This window comes from Nocardia spumae, assembly GCF_020733635.1.
Lineage (GTDB): Bacteria > Actinomycetota > Actinomycetes > Mycobacteriales > Mycobacteriaceae > Nocardia > Nocardia spumae.
The window spans coordinates 1553104-1570838 of the sequence record NZ_JAJFZL010000001.1; the positions used below are offsets into that span (position 1 = coordinate 1553104).

General features: G+C 67.0%; 16 protein-coding genes. 10 read left to right on the forward strand and 6 right to left on the reverse strand.

The window, feature by feature from the left end:
• Positions 1–91: 91 nt before the first annotated feature.
• Positions 92–916, reverse strand: a complete 825-nt coding sequence (locus tag LKD76_RS06420) for a MerR family transcriptional regulator (RefSeq protein WP_227980038.1) — start codon at positions 914–916, stop codon at positions 92–94.
• A gap of 286 nt (positions 917–1202) precedes the next feature.
• Between LKD76_RS06420 and LKD76_RS06425 the strand changes: the two genes are divergently transcribed.
• Positions 1203–3284: a thioredoxin domain-containing protein gene (locus LKD76_RS06425; protein WP_227980039.1), complete on the forward strand. Its 2082-nt coding sequence runs from the start codon at positions 1203–1205 to the stop codon at positions 3282–3284.
• A gap of 55 nt (positions 3285–3339) precedes the next feature.
• On the opposite strand, the gene LKD76_RS06430 is transcribed toward LKD76_RS06425, so the two are convergent.
• Positions 3340–4863, reverse strand: coding sequence for an adenylate/guanylate cyclase domain-containing protein (locus tag LKD76_RS06430; protein WP_227980040.1), 1524 nt, complete (start codon positions 4861–4863; stop codon positions 3340–3342).
• A 105-nt stretch (positions 4864–4968) separates the two neighbouring features.
• Positions 4969–5613: a PAQR family membrane homeostasis protein TrhA gene (trhA, locus tag LKD76_RS06435; RefSeq protein ID WP_227985117.1), complete on the reverse strand. Its 645-nt coding sequence runs from the start codon at positions 5611–5613 to the stop codon at positions 4969–4971.
• Positions 5614–5885: 272 nt separating this feature from the next.
• Between trhA and LKD76_RS06440 the strand changes: the two genes are divergently transcribed.
• Positions 5886–6680, forward strand: a complete 795-nt coding sequence (locus tag LKD76_RS06440) for an isoprenyl transferase (protein ID WP_227980041.1) — start codon at positions 5886–5888, stop codon at positions 6678–6680.
• Between the two features lie 119 nt (positions 6681–6799).
• Positions 6800–7396, forward strand: coding sequence for a hypothetical protein (locus LKD76_RS06445; RefSeq protein ID WP_227980042.1), 597 nt, complete (start codon positions 6800–6802; stop codon positions 7394–7396).
• On the opposite strand, the gene coaA is transcribed toward LKD76_RS06445, so the two are convergent.
• Positions 7397–8329 (reverse strand): type I pantothenate kinase, encoded by a 933-nt coding sequence (gene coaA / locus LKD76_RS06450; protein ID WP_227980043.1) that lies wholly within the window; start codon positions 8327–8329, stop codon positions 7397–7399.
• A 265-nt stretch (positions 8330–8594) separates the two neighbouring features.
• Between coaA and LKD76_RS06455 the strand changes: the two genes are divergently transcribed.
• From LKD76_RS06455 to glyA, 3 genes are all read left to right on the forward strand, one after another.
• Positions 8595–9791 (forward strand): DUF885 domain-containing protein, encoded by a 1197-nt coding sequence (locus LKD76_RS06455; protein ID WP_227980044.1) that lies wholly within the window; start codon positions 8595–8597, stop codon positions 9789–9791.
• A 247-nt stretch (positions 9792–10038) separates the two neighbouring features.
• On the forward strand, positions 10039–10272 hold the full coding sequence (locus LKD76_RS06460; RefSeq protein WP_227980045.1) for a hypothetical protein: 234 nt from the start codon (positions 10039–10041) through the stop codon (positions 10270–10272).
• A gap of 303 nt (positions 10273–10575) precedes the next feature.
• The gene (gene glyA, locus LKD76_RS06465; RefSeq protein ID WP_227980046.1) at positions 10576–11874 is read left to right on the forward strand and encodes a serine hydroxymethyltransferase; all 1299 of its coding nucleotides are present in this window, start codon (positions 10576–10578) and stop codon (positions 11872–11874) included.
• Here glyA and LKD76_RS32095 read toward each other — a convergent pair.
• Positions 11838–12563 carry a GbsR/MarR family transcriptional regulator gene (locus LKD76_RS32095; RefSeq protein WP_227980047.1) on the reverse strand — a complete coding sequence of 242 codons (726 nt, stop codon included), beginning with the start codon at positions 12561–12563 and terminating at the stop codon, positions 11838–11840. The genes glyA and LKD76_RS32095 overlap by 37 nt on opposite strands.
• Positions 12564–12783: 220 nt before the next feature.
• Between LKD76_RS32095 and LKD76_RS06475 the strand changes: the two genes are divergently transcribed.
• Positions 12784–13980, forward strand: coding sequence for a cytochrome P450 (locus tag LKD76_RS06475; protein WP_227980048.1), 1197 nt, complete (start codon positions 12784–12786; stop codon positions 13978–13980).
• A 4-nt stretch (positions 13981–13984) separates the two neighbouring features.
• Here the strand turns inward: LKD76_RS06475 and LKD76_RS06480 are convergent, their stop codons facing one another.
• A complete protein-coding gene (locus tag LKD76_RS06480; protein ID WP_227980049.1) occupies positions 13985–14257 on the reverse strand; it encodes a hypothetical protein in 273 nt (90 codons plus the stop codon).
• Between the two features lie 274 nt (positions 14258–14531).
• On the opposite strand from LKD76_RS06480, the gene phoH2 reads away from it, so the two are divergent.
• The 3 genes from phoH2 to LKD76_RS06495 all read left to right on the forward strand — a co-directional run bounded on the left by phoH2 (position 14532) and on the right by LKD76_RS06495 (position 17695).
• Positions 14532–15938, forward strand: coding sequence for an RNA 5'-3' helicase PhoH2 (phoH2, locus tag LKD76_RS06485; protein ID WP_255659678.1), 1407 nt, complete (start codon positions 14532–14534; stop codon positions 15936–15938).
• A 202-nt stretch (positions 15939–16140) separates the two neighbouring features.
• Entirely contained in the window at positions 16141–16716 is a 576-nt protein-coding gene (locus LKD76_RS06490; RefSeq protein WP_227980051.1) for an LGFP repeat-containing protein, read from the forward strand.
• A gap of 121 nt (positions 16717–16837) precedes the next feature.
• Positions 16838–17695: an acyl-ACP desaturase gene (locus tag LKD76_RS06495; protein ID WP_227980052.1), complete on the forward strand. Its 858-nt coding sequence runs from the start codon at positions 16838–16840 to the stop codon at positions 17693–17695.
• The last annotated feature ends 40 nt before the right edge of the window (positions 17696–17735 follow it).

Here is a 17735-nt window from a genome sequence, read left to right on the forward strand (position 1 = left end):
CAAACCCCCGAAGTCCCCTGCGGAAAACCGCGTTCAACAGACAGGCACCGGGTGCGGGTCCGGGATGACTCGGACCCTCTATCGGCACGAGTCAGTTGGTGCGCTGGTTTTTGACGACCGGTTCCTGGAACTCGGTAACCCAATCGTCGCGGTTCGCGGGACACTCTAGGTTGGCCTCCCTGGGATGGCCGGTGGAGCGGTAGCCGTTGGCATCGATCCAGCGGCCCAGGGTTTGGAAGCTGGGCAGGCTGGTGTCCATCGACCCGCGATGCAGAATGGTCGCAGCCTGTTCGATCGGTGGTAGTTCCACGATCCGCAATCCGTCCTCTTCCATCAGCGGCGCGCGGACCTCGACACCGGCGTGGATGAGGACCCCGCCTTCGGGGGCGTCCTCGTAGTGGGCGATACCGGGACCTGAAGCAGTGATGCCTGCGACACCGAGACGTCGGAACAGCTCGTCGTACAGCGGCTGGATGACCGGACCGATACTGTCGAAGTCTGGTGCCACACCGGTTAATTCGGCAACCCGCACGCTCGGCAGACTCTTCAATACCACATCGTTGTCGGGCATCTGCCCCTCGCTTTCGATCGAGCGGAGCCTCGCCTCCACCTGCGCCAACCTGGCCGACGTGGCTCGCATGGCAGCTTCCAGTTCTGCTCGCCGCAGCCGCAGCATGGCACGCAGTTCGAAGGTCGTGACCTTCTCGTCCAGAATTTCGCCGACCTGCTGGAGGGTGAATCCCAGATCTTTGAGCGCGATGATGCGGTTGAGACGGGCCAGCTGGTCGGCGTTGTAGTAGCGGTAGCCGGTGGCCGGGTCGACTCGAGCTGGACGCAAGAGCCCGCGCGCGTCGTAGTGACGCAGCATCCGGACCGATACGCGACCGTGCCGGGCGAAGTCTCCGATAATGAACATGACGCCTCTCAGCCCACCGCCTGACACCGTGTGAGAGTCAAGTACCCCATTTTCATTGAGGGACTGGACGAGCCGGTTGACCGGTACTCCGACGGTGCGGACGCGGTACAGGCGCTGGAACTCGGTATGAAGATGATCGGTGACGTGCTCACCGACGCCGGATGTGGGAGCGCGAACACCCCTGCCGACACGCTTCGGTGCGGGTGTTCGTTATCGCGGTGGAGGGTTCCGGTCCGGGCGGCTCCGGGCCACGATCGCCGAGCAGGGAGTGTGGGAGGGTGAAGTCATGAACCGATTGGGCAGCGCGACCTCCCCGTACCTGCGGCAGCATGCCGACAACCCGGTCGATTGGCGGGAGTGGGACGCCGACGCGCTGGCGGAGGCCGCGGCGCGGGATGTGCCGATTCTGCTGTCCGTCGGATACGCGAGTTGCCACTGGTGTCATGTGATGGCACACGAATCGTTCTCCGACCCGGCCACCGCCGAGCTGATGAACGCCGATTTCGTGTGTGTGAAGGTGGACCGGGAGGAACGGCCCGATATCGATGCCGTGTACATGTCCGCGACGGTCGCCATGACCGGGCAGGGCGGCTGGCCCATGACCTGTTTTCTCACGCCGGGCGGGGAGCCGTTCTACTGCGGGACCTATTATCCGAAGACACCGCGCGGCGGCATGCCGTCGTTCACCCAGCTGCTGACCGCGGTCACCGACACCTGGACCACCCGTCGTGAGGAGGTCGATCAGGCGGCCGGACAGGTGGCCCAGGCGCTGCGGGAACAGACGGCCGGGTTGCCCGCCACCGAGATCGGTGTCACGCCCGAACTGCTCGCGCACGCGGTGGCCACGGTCCTGCGGGATGTGGACCAGCGCTACGCCGGATTCGGTGGTGCGCCCAAATTTCCGCCGTCGGCGCTACTCGAGGGCCTGCTGCGGCACTACGAGCGCACCGGTGACCACACTGTGCGGCAGGTGGTTTCGCAGACCTGCGCCGCGATGGCCCGCGGCGGTATCTACGATCAGCTCGGCGGTGGGTTCGCGCGCTACTCGGTCGACGCCGCCTGGGTGGTACCGCATTTCGAGAAGATGCTCTACGACAATGCCCAGTTGCTGCGGGTGTACGCCCATCTGGCGCGCGTCGAGGCCGGTGCGGGCGCGACGTCGTCGCTGCCGCACCGGATCACCGAGGAGACCGCCGCCTTCCTGCTGACCGATCTGCTGACCGCCGAGGGCGGTTTCGCCTCGGCGTTCGATGCCGACACCCATCTGGAACCGGGTGTGCCCGGTATCGAGGGCGCGACCTACGTCTGGACTCCGGAGCAGCTGACCGACGCGCTCGGACCCGAGGACGGCTCCTGGGCCGCAACGGTTTTCGGGGTGACGGCCGAAGGCACCTTCGAACACGGCACGTCCGTGCTCACCCGCTACAGCGATCCCGGCGACGCCGGGCGCTTCGACGATATCCGGCAGCGGTTGCGGGCCGCGCGTGATCGCCGACCGCAGCCCGAACGCGACGACAAGGTGGTCACCGCCTGGAACGGCATCGCTATTACCGCGCTGGTGGAGGCCGGTACCGCATACGACCGGCCCGAGTGGGTGGCCGGTGCGCGGCGCTGCGCGAATTTCCTGCTCGACCGGCATGTCGTGGACGGCCGCCTGATGCGCGCCTCACTCGGCGGTGTCGCCGGGACCGCTCCGGGTGTGCTCGAGGATTACGCCTGGTTCGCGACCGGATTGCTGGCATTGCATCAGGCCACCGGTGAGCCGTCGTGGCTCGAGCACGCGCAGCGCCTGATCGACACCGCGACAACATATTTCGACGATCCGGACGCTCCCGGGAGCTGGTTCGACACCGCCGCGGACGCCGAATCCCTGGTCGCCCGCCCGCGTGATCCGATCGACGGTGCCACCCCCGCCGGCGCCTCGGCGTTCGCGGAGACCTTGCTGACCGCCGCCGCACTGAGCGATCCGGAGCGCGGCGCCCGCTACCGCGGCCTCGCCGACGCGACATCGGATGTGGGCGCGGTGGTGCTGGCGCGGGCTCCCCGTTCCGCGGGGCAGTGGCTCAGCGTGGCCGAGGCCGCGCTGGCCGGACCGATCCAGATCGCGATCTCGGTGCCGGGGGCTCGCGACGCGGCGGCCGAATTGCTGGGCGCCGCACGTCGATTCGCGCCCGGCGGCGCCGTCGTCGTAGCGGGAGAGCGGGATTCGACCCCGCTGCTCGCGGATCGCCCGCCCGTCCACGGCGCTCCGGCCGCCTACATCTGCCGGGGCGCGGTCTGTGATCTGCCGGTCTCGGATCCGGACCGGGTCCGGGCCGCGCTGGTCGGTGATCGAGAGCCGTTCGGCGACCGACATCTCGGTGGCTGACATCGAGTGATCGGCGGGCGCTCGGGGAGCGAATCGGCGCCCACCGCGGCGCCGGTCAGGCCTCGGTGGATGTTTCCGGCGCCGGTGCCTCCACCAGGCCGACCGGCTTGCGGTCGGTCCAGCACGCCGTCGGCTCCTTGCGTCCGCGCAGCTGGATCTTGTCGTAGAGGACCCAGCGGGAGCGTTCGGATTCGGTGGCGGCCTCGATCACGGCCTGGCTGGCCAGAATTCGGCGGGGGACTTCCTTGGCCTCGGTCGTCAGGCGTGATGCCTCGTTGACCGCATCGCCGATCACGGTGAATTCCAGCCGGGTATCGGAGCCCACGTCGCCGGCGAAGACCGAACCGCGGGCCACCCCGATGCCGATATCGAATTCGCCGCCGAGGGCGACCTCGTCGCGGATACGCCGGGCCGCGCGCAGTGCGGGAGTCGCGTTGTCGCCGAGGGCGATCGGCGCACCGAAGATGCACAGTGCCGCATCGCCCTCGAACTTGTTGACCAGGCCGCCGTTGTCCTCGGTCGCCGACACCACCACCGCCAGTAGCCGATTGAGCTTCTCGACGAACTCCCGCGGCGCCAGTTCGGTGGACAGCTCCACCGATCCGGTCACATCCACGAACAGGGCGGTCACCACCCGCACGTCCCCGGTCAGGTCGACTTTGCCGGACAGTGCCCGCTCGGCGACCTCGTTGCCCACGTGCCGGCCGAACACATCGCGCATACGTTCACGTTCGGACAGGTTCTCCGCGAGTTCGTTCACCGACAGTTCCAGCCGCCCGATCTCGCTGGCGCTGGTGATCGGCACCCGGGCGGAGAGTTCACCGCGCCCGATCCGGTCCAGGGCGCGCTGTAGTGAGCGCAGCGGCGCGGCCACCGAGCGCGCCAGCGTGGCGGTCGTGAGCGCTCCGACCAGTAGGCCGACCAGCGACATGTACAGCGCGGTCCGCACCCGATCGGTGGCGTCGGCCACCGGATCGCCCAACACGGTGATCAGCATCAGCAGCGGCATGGCCCCGGCGACCGCCCAGGAGATCACCAGCCGGTTGAGTACGGTGGCGCTCCAGTGCGAGGTGCCTCCGAGAACCCGCGCGATCACCGGGATGGTCGGCCGGATGAGCCGGTCGACGACCAGGAAGGTGAAACCGGCCGATTCCAGCGCGCCGAGGAAGAACATCGCGCCGAGGGCCCACAGCGCCCGGGTCGGCACGACCTGGGCGAACAGTGCGGTGGCGATGATGACGCCGGGAATCCAGATCGCCAGGGCCCGGACGGTGATCGCGACCGGCAGTTTCAGCAGTCGCTCGGCCTCGGGCCTGGTGGGCCGCCGGGTCTGATCGATCCAGCCGAAGTAGTACACCCGGTCGCGGACCGCGAGTACGACGCCGACCACAGCGCCGAGGATGGGGTAGATGGCGGTCTGAGTCAGCGCGGTGAGCCATTCGTCACCGAGTGCGCCCAGAAATCCGCTCAACCACAGTTCGACGACGATGACCGCCAGTCCGCCCAGGTTGCAGGCCATCACCACCGTCGAGAGGCCCCAGCGCGCACGCAGGGCCCAGAGCACGAGTCGACTGGTCATAGCCCCTGGCAGTGGTCTGGTTCGGTATTACCGGTTTCGGACGGATAGCACGAACGAGCATAGAACCCGCCCGTGTCGGCGCGACGGGTTACCGGTGATCTTGTCCTACGACAATACGACGAGCCAGATCGCCACGTAGTGACACAGGGCCGCGAGAACCGTTGCGGCATGGAAGAATTCGTGATGCCCGAAGATCTCCGGCCACGGATTCGGCCATTTCGTCGCGTACAGGATCGCGCCGGCACTGTAAGCAATCCCACCGATCAGCAGCAGCACCATGGGCGCCACCCCCACGTTGTGGGTCAATGTCGCGGCGACCGGCACGATGGCCCAGCCCAGTAGCAGATACAGCGGGACCCCGACCCAGCGTGGCGCGGTCGGCCACAACAGTTTCAGCCCGACTCCGGCCACCGCGCCGCACCAGACCACGATCAGCAGGGTGATCCCGGTCGCGCCGGGCAGGCCCAGCAGTGCGAACGGGGTGTAGCTCCCGGCGATGAACAGGAAGATCATCGAATGGTCGGCGCGCTTCATGTGGGTCCGGGCCTCGACGGTGCGCCAGGTCACCCGGTGGTAGATCGCGCTCACGCCGAACAGGCCGCACACCGTCAGGCCGTAGATCAGTGTCGACCAGCCCGCCGTCGCGGATACCGTGGCCGCGACCGCGACCAGTACCGCGACCGCCACCGCGGCGACGGCCACGGCGTAGGTGTGGATCCAGCCCCGCATCCGCGGTTTGACGGCGCGCATGCCCTCCCGCGCCGCATCCGCCAGGGCCGGTTCCCGCGCGGCGGGCGTGATGTGGGCGCCGAGATCCGGATTCGCCGAGCTCACCGATTCGGGCACAAGTTACCTCCTAGTAACCTACGGTTCCGTAGGTTGGGTCTTCAGCCACTGTACCGGCAGTAGGCTCGGCGCGCCGGTGGCCGCCGAGATATGGTCGAGCGAACCCAATGAACTGATTCGTGGTGTCCGCTGCCATGGCTCGGGCGGCACGCGAGAGGTGGATAAGGTTGGCAGCCGTGAAGCTTGCTAGTCGGGTGCTCGGCAATAAGGTGCGCGGCCTGCCCTATCGCATCTACGAGACGCGGCTGTCGAAGCAGCTCGCCGGGAAACAGCATCCGCGCCACGTCGCCGTGGTCTGCGACGGCAACCGCCGATGGGCCCGCGAGAACGGCTTCACCGACGTCACGCACGGTCACCGCGTGGGCGCGCTCAAGATCGCCGAACTGGTCGGCTGGTGTCAGGTCGAGGGCATCGAGATGGTGACGGTGTACCTGCTGTCGACCGAGAACCTCAGCCGCTCCGCCGATGAGCTGGAGACCCTGTTCGAGGTGATCACCGATGTGGTCGAGGAGCTGTCGGCGCCGGAGAACAACTGGGGCGTCCGCATCGTCGGCACCCTCGCCGGACTGCCCGAGGATGTGGCGCGGCGGATGCAGAAGGCGGCCGACGAAACCCACGGCCGCGCGGGCGTGCACGTGAACGTCGCGATCGGATACGGCGGCCGGCAGGAGATCGCCGACGCGGTGCAGTCGCTGGTGCGGCAGGAGATCGCGGCGGGCGAGACCGGTGAGGATCTGGTCCAGTCGATCACCGTCAATGCCATCGGCCAGCATCTCTACACCTCCGGTCAGCCCGACCCGGACCTGGTCATCCGCACCTCCGGGGAGCAGCGGCTGTCGGGCTTCCTGCTCTGGCAGAGCGCCTATTCCGAGATCTGGTTCACCGAGGCCTACTGGCCCGAATTCCGCCGGGTGGACTTCCTGCGCGCCCTGCGCGATTACGCCGCGCGGCATCGCCGTTACGGAATCTGAGCGGCGCCGCCGGGCGGAGAGTAGATACGGGCGGAGAGTAGATAACAGCCCGGCGCAGGATGTGTTGCATTGCATGATCATCGCCCGGCCCGTAGCGGCGTTCGCGTACCGTCGCGAACATGGGCGAGATGGGCAGCGGTGCGGCGGAGTCGGCCGGAGCTCTGCTGCCGTATGTCAGCTATGCCGAATTCGGCCGGCGGTTCGTGGCCTATGCCGCATCCGAACAACGTATCGCGGGTGTCTTCGCCCAATTGGCGGGCAGCGCACTCGATTTCGGCCCGATCGGCGTCGGCCCGGCACGTCTGGCCAAGGCGTCGGCGCAGGTGCAGCTCGGTGAGCCGGTGCTGCGCCGGTCCGTCGAGGAGGTCGTCGGCTTCGATCTGGCGATACCGCTGGATATCGATCTTCTGCTGGATCTCGCGGTCGATCGGCACCGATTCGCGATCACCGGCTTCGTCGACGTCCATCTGGCCGTCCGGACCGCGGCGCCGCTGCGGATCATCGTGGATATCGCCGAACCGCGCCCCGGTGATGTGCGCATCGATATCGCCACCGCTACCCGGCGCGGGCGGCTGCTGCGATTGCTGGCCGGCGTCGATCACGAGATCCGCCGGTTCGTGGCGCGCTATGTGGCCACCGAGATCCGTAAACCGCATATCGCGGCCGTGCGCGATATCGATGTCGCGGTCCGGCTCGACGCGGCATGGCCGACGTGATCAGAGCTTGCGCAACCGGATCCGATTGATGCTGTGGTCGGAGTCCTTGCGCAGCACCAGTGTCGCCCGGGGGCGGGTCGGCAGGATGTTCTCCACCAGATTGGGGCGGTTGGTGGCGTTCCAGATCTCCTGAGCCGCGACGGTCGCCTCGGAATCGGTGAACTTCGCGTAGTGGTGGAAATGCGACCGCGGATCGGCGAACGCCGTTTTCCGGAGGGACAGAAAACGATCGACGTACCAGCGCTCGATGTTCTCGATGCGCGCATCGACGTAGATCGAGAAATCGAACAGATCCGACACCATCAGCCGAGGTCCGGTCTGCAGCACGTTGAGCCCCTCCACGATGAGGATGTCGGGCTGGCGCACGCAGTGGAATTGGTCGGGCAGGATGTCGTAGGCGATATGCGAGTACATCGGTGCGCACACTTCGGGCGCACCGGATTTGACCTCGGTGACGAAGCGAAGCAGTTTGCGCCGGTTGTAACTTTCCGGGAAGCCCTTGCGGTGCATGATGCCGCGCCGGGTGAGCTCCGCTGTGGGATAGAGGAATCCGTCGGTGGTCACCAGATCGACGCGCGGATGATGATCCCAGCGGGCGAGCAGTGCCTGCAGAACGCGGGCCGTGGTGGATTTTCCGACGGCCACACTTCCGGCGATCCCGATGACGAACGGCACCTGATGATCGGGGTGGGTCTCGCCGAGAAAGGTCGCGGTCGCGGCGAACAGTCGCTGCCGGGCGGCGACCTGCAGATGAATCAACCGGGCCAGCGGCAGGTAGACCTCGGCGACTTCCTCGAGGTCGATCTGCTCGCCCAGACCGCGCAGGCCGATCAGTTCTTCCTCGGTGAGAATCAGAGGTGTCGACTTGCGCAGCATGCGCCATTGTTTGCGATCGAATTCGACGTACGGACTCGGCTCACTCATCCGCCCCACCTAGTCACACTCCCGGTCCGGCATCTTTGCGCCGGGTGCGCGCACGATCGTCCGCCCCGATGTCACCGATGAAGCTGTGCCGTGCCCGGCGCGGTGAGATTCGCTCGACAGTCCTCGCATAGGCGAATTCTCCTCGAGGTCGACACCGCATCGAACGCGGGGTGTTATTACCCGCCAGTAACTATGGGTGACATTTCTCTCGGGGATGTCGGGTTTCGGCTGTGCGGGCCGACCGCCCGGGGCGCAGCGGCTATCGTCGGATGCCATGCACGCGCACCCGCTCGTCACCGAATATCTGCGCCTGGGACTGGCTTTCGATCGGCTGGAACCCGGATTCGTCGACGCCTTCACCGGCGATCCGGCGCTGCGCCGGGCCGTGGAATCGGGCCCCGCGCCCGCGCCGCGCGAGTTGGCCGAGCGGGCGGCGGCACTGTCGAAGGAGCTGCCCGAGGCGGGTCTGAGTGCGCGGCGGACCGAATTCCTCGCGGCCCATCTGCGCGCGCTGGAATGCTCGGGACGCAAGTTCGCCGGCGACCGGATCTCGTTCGTCGCCGAGGTGCGGGCGTATTTCGACGTGGATATCGAACTCGGCGAGGTGGAGGACTACCGCGACGCCCATCGGCAGCTGGACGAGGTCCTCGCCGGTGACGGTTCGCTGCTCGAGCGCATGACCGCACATCGGCGCGCCGACGAGATTCCGCCGCACCGGCTGACCGAATGTGTCCAGGCCTTCTCCGGCGCGCTGCGCGAGCTGGTGCGCGAGCGGTATCCGCTGCCGGATCACGAGCGCGTGGAATATGAAGTCGTCGGCGACAAACCGTGGTCCGGGTTCAACTACTACCTCGGCAATTTCCAGTCCAAGGTGGCGATCAATTCCGACCTCAAACAACATATGGCGAACCTGCCCGCGCTGATCGCGCACGAGGCCTATCCCGGCCATCACACCGAGCATTGCCGTAAGGAGGCGGGGCTGGTCGCGGCCGGACAGGACGAGCAGACGTTGTTCGTGGTCAACACTCCGCAGTGCCTGATGGCGGAGGGACTGGCGGATCTGGCCCTGACATCGATCGTCGGGCCGGACTGGGGCATCTGGGCCCAGGAGATCTACGCCGATCTCGGCCTGCGTTTCGACGGTGAACGCGCGCAACGGCTTTCGACCGCCTCGTCGAAACTGCTCGGCGTGCGCCAGGATGCGGCACTGCTGCTGCACGACCGCGGTCGCGATGTCGATGAGGTCGCCGAATTCCTCCAGCGCTGGAGTCTGACTACTCCCGAACGCGCCCGACAGTCCCTGCGGTTCCTGTCCTCACCGCTGTGGCGCGCGTACATCAGCACCTATGTCGAGGGGTATCGGCTGCTGGGCGGCTGGCTGGATCGCGCCGTCGATACGGCGGATCGAGTCGCCCGCTTCGGCAGGCTGCTCGATGAACCGCTGACCCCGGCGGCGCTGCGACGTCCGTGATCGGACCCCGGCCCACATCGGCATCATGCTGCGGGGCTGCCCGGACAGCAGCGCGCATACGATGTTCTGCCGGCGCATCAGCAGTGCCCGCAGGGGATCGACGGGGACGAAGATCGGCTGCATGATGTGCTCCTCGTGACGGGAATCCGAGACGGGGCCGGTGGACGACGACCGGGGCCGCACCGGAATATCGGCACGGCGCGCCATGTGGTTAGCGCAGTGAAGAAAATTCGATATCCGGAAAATTGTGAACAGTGATGCGAATCGCAATGTCCGGTTCGCGGCTATCGATCGAATTGACGGGAAATTCGGAACTTCGGAAATCGACGCGGGTTCGCGCCCGAGCCGCGAACCCGTCCGGACCGTCGATTCGATAGGTGAATCGGCCGGCAGGAACTACATCCCCCAGCCGGAACAACCAGCGGCGCCGCCCGAGGAGATGGTGCAGGCCGACTTCAGGAGTGCGAAAAGCAAATCCTGAATCGCGTTGCCGGTGCCAGCGGTGAAATACAGCATGTGAACCCCTGAGTGCTCGAATGAGACTGATAACGCCGTCATAGTCGTCGACGGCGCGGCGAATGTTACGGCATTTTTGCGGGCCGGTCAGCCCCCATTGTCGAACGGACTTTCCGGGTGGGCGCGCAGCCTTGCGGGGTTACGCGGGCTGCCTCCTCCAGGCCCGTCGCGGCCACCGCTGTGCTCGACGGCGGCGGCCGCGGGGCCTTGCGGGGTTACGCGGGCTGCCTCCTCCAGGCCCGTCGCGGCCACCGCATAGACTGTCCGGGTGACCCAGACGACCGCCGCATCTGTCAACACCCAATCGCTCGCCGAACTGGATCCGGAGCTGGCCGCCGCGATGGCGGGCGAGCTCGCCCGTGAGCGCGACACCCTCGAGATGATCGCCTCGGAGAATTTCGTGCCGCGCGCGGTGCTGCAGGCGCAGGGCAGTGTGCTGACCAACAAGTACGCCGAGGGGTATCCGGGGCGTCGCTACTACGGCGGTTGTGAGCATGTCGACGTGGTGGAGAATCTGGCGCGCGAGCGGGTCAAGGCGCTGTTCGGTGCCGAATTCGCCAATGTGCAGCCGCATTCGGGCGCACAGGCCAATGCCGCGGTGCTGATGTCGCTGATGAATCCGGGGGAGAAGCTGCTCGGCCTGGATCTCGCGCACGGTGGTCACCTCACCCACGGCATGCGGCTGAACTTCTCCGGCAAGCTGTACGAGGTCCACGCGTACGGGGTCAGCAAGGAAGATCACCGCGTCGATATGGACGAACTGCGCAAGCAGGCGCTCGAGGTGCGGCCCAAGGTGATCGTGGCCGGCTGGTCGGCCTACCCACGGCACCTGGATTTCGCGGCGTTCCGCGAGATCGCCGACGAGGTCGGGGCCTACCTGTGGGTCGATATGGCGCACTTCGCCGGTCTGGTCGCCGCCGGTCTGCACCCGTCTCCGGTGCCGCACGCCGATGTCGTCTCCTCCACCGTGCACAAGACCCTCGGCGGTCCCCGCTCAGGTCTGATCCTGGCCAAGCAGGAGTTCGCGAAGAAGCTCAACAGTGCGGTGTTCCCGGGGCAGCAGGGTGGCCCGCTGATGCACGTGATCGCGGCCAAGGCCGCCGCGTTCAAGATCGCCGGAACCGAGGAGTTCAAGCAGCGTCAGCAGCGCACCCTGTCGGGCGCGAAGATCCTGGCCGAGCGGCTCACCGCCGCCGATGTCGCCGGTAACGGCGTCACCGTGCTCACCGGCGGTACCGATGTGCACCTGGTGCTGGTCGATCTGCGTAACTCGCAGATGGACGGTCAGCAGGGGGAGGATCTGCTGCACGAGGTCGGAATCACGGTGAACCGCAACGCCGTTCCGTTCGACCCGCGGCCGCCGATGGTCACCTCGGGTCTGCGCATCGGCACCGCCGCCCTGGCCACCCGTGGCTTCGGCGACACCGAGTTCACCGAGGTCGCCGACATCATCGCCACCGCCCTGGCCGGTAATGCCGATCTGAGCTCGCTGCGGGCGCGCGTGTCCAAGCTGGCCCTGGACTTCCCGCTCTACGACGGACTCGAGGACTGGAAACTGCTGGGCTGAGCCAGCAGGTGGCGCCAGCGGCGCGCCGAACGTTCCATGTCGGCGCCGATATGGTCGAGATAGTCGGCCATGGCTCCCAGGCGCGCGCCGGCGGCCCTGGACGGGCCGAGTAGTTCGGCGCCCCGGCGCGCGGCCTCGGTGAGGGTCCGGTTCGCGCGCACGCTCGCGATGGTGGTGCGGTACCAGGCGTCGACATCGAGGGTGTAGCGGTCACGCCGGGTTCCGGGTTCCCGGGTCCGGCGGATCAGGTCGTGTGCCTCGAGCGTCGCGACGGCGGTGGAAATGGTTGCGGGGCTTACCCGTAGCGCTGTGGCGAGGGCCGCCGCCGTCGCGCTCCCGGATTCGCTGAGGTACAGCTGTGCCACGATCGCCGCGCCGATGCGAGGGACGCCGGTCTCGACCAGCACCTCGCCGAATTCCGCCGTGTAGCGGGCCACCGTGTCATCGGAATGCGCTACGGGGGTGCTGTTTTCGCCTGATTTCGGGCGCGGCCGCCGAGCCCGCAGTGTCGCGGCGCGGTGCGCGCGCTCGGGCCGATAGCGGCCGGGACCCCCGTTGCGGGTCACTTCCCGGCTGATGGTGGAGGTCGGCCGGTCGAGCTGTCGCGCGATCTCGGCATAGCCCAGATGCCGGGCCAGGCCCTCGGCGATCCGCCGACGGTCGTCCTCGGTGAGCCTTCCTCCGGGCACATCGCCTCCTGCATGCCGTGGGTGCCGATCGAATTATGCGTTCGAGGGTACGGTCATTGCAACGCAGCTCGGCGCCGGTTGCATTGAGCGTCATCCTCATTGCACTGATGAAATACGCCCTCAGCTGGTCATTCTTCTGTTTCTACCGCTATATAGCGTTGTTGATTTACTGAACGCAACGTAGCGTTCGGGATATACCGAAGCAGGAACGGAGCGGACCATGACCGATATCGCCGACACCACCGTCGTCGGACTGCCCACCGAGCGTCCGGCGGGCCGCCCTTTCGATCCGCCGGCCGGGCTGGCGATCCTGCGGGAGCGAAATCCTCTGGTGCGGATGAGGTTTCCCGATGGGCACCTGGGCTGGCTCGCCACCGGGCACGCGGTCGTGCGCGAGATCCTCGCCGATCCGCGGTTCAGCTCGCGGGTCGAGCTTGCGCACTATCCGCTGGCCGATATCGGTGCGATCCCGCCCGCGCCACTGGGTGACCTCACCGGCATCGACGCCCCGGAACACACGCGCTATCGAAAGCTGCTGGCGGGCAAATTCACCGCGCGCCGCATGCGGCAGCTCGGCGAACGCATCGAGCGGATCACCGCCGACCACCTCGACGCCATGCGGACCGGTGGCGGACCGGTGGATCTGGTGCGTGCCTTCGCGTTTCCGATTCCGGCTCTGACGATCTGCGGGCTGCTCGGCGTCCCGTTCGACGATCACGACCGATTCCAGGAACTGGCGGCCACCATGGGCGGTGTCGACGCCACCCCGGAACAGGCCTACGCCGCCTACGCGTCGATGACCGACTACATGGGTGAACTGGTGCGATCCAAACAGTCCCGGCCCACCGACGATCTGCTCGGCGATCTCGCCGCCGGTGGTGAACTCGACGTGGACGAACTGACCGGCATCGGCGCTTTCCTGTTGGCCGCCGGTCTCGACACCACGGTGAACATGATCGCGCTGGGCACCTACGCGCTCCTCGTTCACCGCGACCAATTCGAGCTGCTGCGCGCTCATCCCGATCTGGCCGGGCCGGCCGTCGAGGAGCTGATGCGGTATCTGTCGATCGCCCACACGGGCACCCGGGTCGCTCGCGCCGAGGTGGAAATCGGCGGGCAGACCGTGGCGGCGGGGGAGACAGTGGCGCTGTCGCTGCAAGCGGCCAACCGTGATCCGGCTCGATTCCATGATCCCGACACTCTCGACCTGCGTCGCGATCCGGCCGGGCATCTCGGATTCGGTTACGGCGCGCATCTGTGCCTGGGAGCGCAGCTGGCCCGGGTGGAGATGCGAGTCGCGCTGCCCGCCTTGATATCCCGATTCCCGGACCTGCGCGTGGCCGTCCCCGCGGAAGAGGTCGAACTACGCCACGACACCGGCATCCACGGCCTGCGCCGCTTGCCGGTGACCTGGTAGGGGATCAGTCGTGAGTGCTCAGATACTCGATGTAGAGCGGACGCAGCGCATCGGCGATCTTGCCCTCGCCGGCGTGCACATAGTCGTCGAGCATGGGCAGCACGTATTTGATGTCGGCTTCGCTCTCGCCGAGATCGCCGGTGGCCGCCTGGGCCGCCGGAATCTGCTCGAGCAGGCGCCACAGGAACTTGACATCGCCATGGCGCACGGCATGTTTGACGGCTCGGTCGTGAAGTTCCTTCGACGACAGCTTGTCCAGTTCCGCGGGATCGCTCATGGTGTGACTCTAGCCGCCGGACCGGGGCATCGGGCAACCATGTAGCTGACTGATAGCTACTGGTCGGCGTTAACGACATATTCATCGACACGCCTGTCATCTCGGGAGCCGGAATCGCGAAACCGCAGTACCGTCGAAGTGCGAGCCGCGTCGTTGTGGCTCGTGCGGGAGGTCCTGATCGTGGCTGAGGAATTCAGTACGAGGGGGCCGGTACCCGGCCCTCGGGTCGTTTGACCCCAGGGCGGACCGGCCCAGCGAGAACGTCCGTGCGGGTATGGCACGGACAACAAAGGAGCCCACCGTGACTGATGCACGCTCCGTCATCGCTCCCTCGAATACCCGCTCCGAAAAGAGCGGAGGCTCCGGAAAGGGAGCCGGCACCTCGCCCCTCAAATCCTTCGTGATCGACACCTCCGTGTTGTTGTCCGACCCCTGGGCCATGACGCGCTTCGGCGAGCACCATGTGGTGTTACCGCTGGTGGTCATCAGCGAATTGGAGTCCAAACGGCATCATCACGAACTCGGCTGGTTCGCCCGTGAAGCCCTGCGCAACCTCGACGATCTACGCCTGCTGTACGGCCGGCTCGATCAGCGGGTTCCGGTCGGCACCGACGGCGGCACGCTACAGGTGGAGTTGAATCACACCGACCCGAACGTCCTGCCGGTCGGATTCCGGACCGACACCAACGATTCCCGCATCCTCGCCTGTGCGCTCAATCTGGCGGCCGAGGGACAGCGGGTAGTGCTGGTGTCCAAGGACATTCCGCTGCGGGTGAAGGCGGGCGCGGTGGGCCTGCCCGCGGAGGAATACCACGCCCAGGACGTGGTCATCTCCGGGTGGACCGGGATGGCGGAACTGGAGGTCTCCGCGGACTGTGTGGACCGTCTCTACGCCGACTCGGTGGTCGACCTCGACGAGGCCCGTGACCTGCCCTGCCACACCGGTATTCGGCTGCTCGGCACGAACGGCAGCGCCCTGGCCCGGGTGACCGCGGACAAACGCGTGCAGTTGGTCCGCGGCGATCGGGAGGCCTTCGGGCTGCACGGGCGTTCGGCGGAGCAGCGCATCGCGCTGGATCTGCTGCTGGACGAGAGTGTGGGCATCGTCTCCCTCGGGGGTAAGGCCGGCACCGGAAAGTCGGCCCTGGCGCTGACCGCGGGCCTGGAAGCGGTGCTGGAGCGGCGTTCCCAGCGCAAGGTCGTGGTCTTCCGGCCGCTGTACGCGGTGGGCGGCCAGGAACTGGGCTATCTGCCCGGCAGTGAGAGCGAGAAGATGGGCCCCTGGGCCCAGGCGGTCTTCGACACTCTCGACGGGCTGGCGAGTCCCGAGGTGATGGAGGAGGTGCTCGCGCGGGGCATGCTCGAGGTGTTGCCGCTCACTCACATTCGCGGCCGGTCGCTGCACGATTCGTTCGTGATCGTGGACGAGGCGCAGTCGCTGGAACGCAATGTGCTGCTCACGGTGCTGAGCCGGCTGGGCAGCGGTTCCCGGGTGGTGCTGACCCACGACGTCGCCCAGCGCGACAACCTGCGGGTCGGCCGGCACGACGGTGTGGCCGCGGTGATCGAAAAGCTCAAGGGCCATCCGCTTTTCGCCCATGTCACGCTGACCCGCAGCGAACGGTCGCCGATCGCTGCTCTGGTCACCGAGATGCTGGAGGAATACGGGCCGAACTCCTGAGCGCCTCGAAGGTGTAGGCCAGCAAACATTCGGAATATGGTTCAGCTCACACAGTGACGGGTATATTCCGGCAAGAACACTGCTCGGTGCGGTCTGTGGCTGATCCATTGCGATTCGCCGGATCATAGCCGAGCGCTGGCCTGGTGGTCGGTGGTGTCGTCCTCCGCGGCGCCACCGACCAGCACCTTTCGAGAGGATGGACATGCACCACTTCGCTCGCCGTTCTGCCGCCGTCGCAATGGCTTTCGCCGGTGCGGCACTGCTGTTCACCGCTGCCTGTAGCAATGACGACAACGACAACAACAGCTCGGCTACCAGCACGACGACGGGTATGGCCGAGACCACGGGTGCGATGGCCTCCGGCACCATGACCTCCGGCGAGACGCCGTCGGGGAGTGCCGCGGCCTCGGAGACCAAGATCGCGACCCAGAACGGCCAGGAGATCACCGTCTCCGGCCACATCCTGACCAAGTACACCGAGATGGGCGGGGTGCAGAGCCCGCTCGGTGAGCCCACCGGCGCGTCGGTGGAGGGTCCCAACGGCGGCTCCTGTCAGGAGTTCACCGGCGGCGCCGTCTGCTGGAGCGAACAGACCAACGCCCACGTGGTGTGGGGTGATATCCGCACGGCCTGGGAGGGCAACGGCGGCGTGAACGGCAACCTGGGCTATCCGACCAGCGACGAGAAGGACAACCCGACCGGTAAGGAGAGCGACTTCACCGGCGGCACGATCACCTGGAACTCGTCGGATCGGCAGACGACGGTGACGCCGAAGTAGCGGATCCTCGCGCGCGGCGGCGGTGGGACGATGTCATGGTCCCGCCGCCGCCGCGCTGTGCGTCGCACGGCGTCCGTGCGTAAATCCCCCGATACGAGCGAACAGTCGGTACGTTGTCGGGGTGCAAACTCTGTTGACCGACCGTGAGCTGCTCGAATCGCTCGCGGAGGCCGTGGAAGACAATCTCCGGCGTCACAACGAACAGGTGCGGGACTGGCAGCCGCACGAGTACGTGCCCTTCAGTGACGGGCGCAATTTCGCATTCCTCGGTGGCGCCGACTGGGATCCGCAACAGGTCACGCTGGGCGAGGTTGCCGCGGTTGCGCTCACGGTGAGCGTGCTGATCGCTGACAATTTGCCCTCGTACCATCGCGAGCTCGGCCGGCGCCTGCGGACCGGTCCGTGGTGGCGCTGGGTCGGCCGGTGGACGGCCGAGGAGAACCGCCACGAGATCCTCATCCGCAACTACCTGATGGTGACCCGCGCGGTGGATCCGGTGGAACTCGAGCGAGCCCGGATGGCGCATATGACCACCGGCTTCACCCGCCCGGCCATCCATCTGCTCGACCTGCTGGCCCAGTGCGCCTTCGAAGAGGCCGCCTCCGGAGTGCGGCATCGCAATATCGCCGCGCTGCGGGAGAATCCGATGGTGACCGAGATCGCCGACCGGATCGCCGTCGACGACGAACTGCAGGCGGAATTCTTCGCGAACCTGGTGGCAGCGGCCCTGGATCTGGTGCCGGATCAGACCGTGCGGGCGATCGCCGACCGGATCGCGGACTTCCGGGTTCCGGAGCTCACCCTGCCCGACGGCCGCAACAGCACCGACGTGCTGGCCGAGGCCGGAATCTACGAACCGGACCGGGCCGGCGAGCTGGTGTTCGCGCCGCTGCTCGAGCGCTGGAACATCTTCTCTCGCACCGACTTCGGTGCGGACGGCGAGGCGGCGCGGGCAGAGATCGAACATCTGCGACGCTGAACTCGACGGTCGTGGTGCGCGGGTGCGCGCCACGACCGCC

What these genes read in the sequence shown, in the direction of transcription:
- phoH2 (WP_255659678.1), top strand. Translation starts at nt 14,532, where the DNA reads ATGGCACGGACAACAAAGGAGCCCACCGTGACTGATGCACGCTCCGTC.
- LKD76_RS06455 (WP_227980044.1), top strand. Translation starts at nt 8,595, where the DNA reads ATGCACGCGCACCCGCTCGTCACCGAATATCTGCGCCTGGGACTGGCT.
- LKD76_RS06425 (WP_227980039.1), top strand. Translation starts at nt 1,203, where the DNA reads ATGAACCGATTGGGCAGCGCGACCTCCCCGTACCTGCGGCAGCATGCC.
- LKD76_RS06420 (WP_227980038.1), bottom strand. Translation starts at nt 916, where the DNA reads ATGTTCATTATCGGAGACTTCGCCCGGCACGGTCGCGTATCGGTCCGG.
- LKD76_RS06445 (WP_227980042.1), top strand. Translation starts at nt 6,800, where the DNA reads ATGGGCGAGATGGGCAGCGGTGCGGCGGAGTCGGCCGGAGCTCTGCTG.
- LKD76_RS06475 (WP_227980048.1), top strand. Translation starts at nt 12,784, where the DNA reads ATGACCGATATCGCCGACACCACCGTCGTCGGACTGCCCACCGAGCGT.
- trhA (WP_227985117.1), bottom strand. Translation starts at nt 5,613, where the DNA reads ATGCGCGCCGTCAAACCGCGGATGCGGGGCTGGATCCACACCTACGCC.
- LKD76_RS06430 (WP_227980040.1), bottom strand. Translation starts at nt 4,863, where the DNA reads ATGACCAGTCGACTCGTGCTCTGGGCCCTGCGTGCGCGCTGGGGCCTC.
- LKD76_RS06490 (WP_227980051.1), top strand. Translation starts at nt 16,141, where the DNA reads ATGCACCACTTCGCTCGCCGTTCTGCCGCCGTCGCAATGGCTTTCGCC.
- LKD76_RS06480 (WP_227980049.1), bottom strand. Translation starts at nt 14,257, where the DNA reads ATGAGCGATCCCGCGGAACTGGACAAGCTGTCGTCGAAGGAACTTCAC.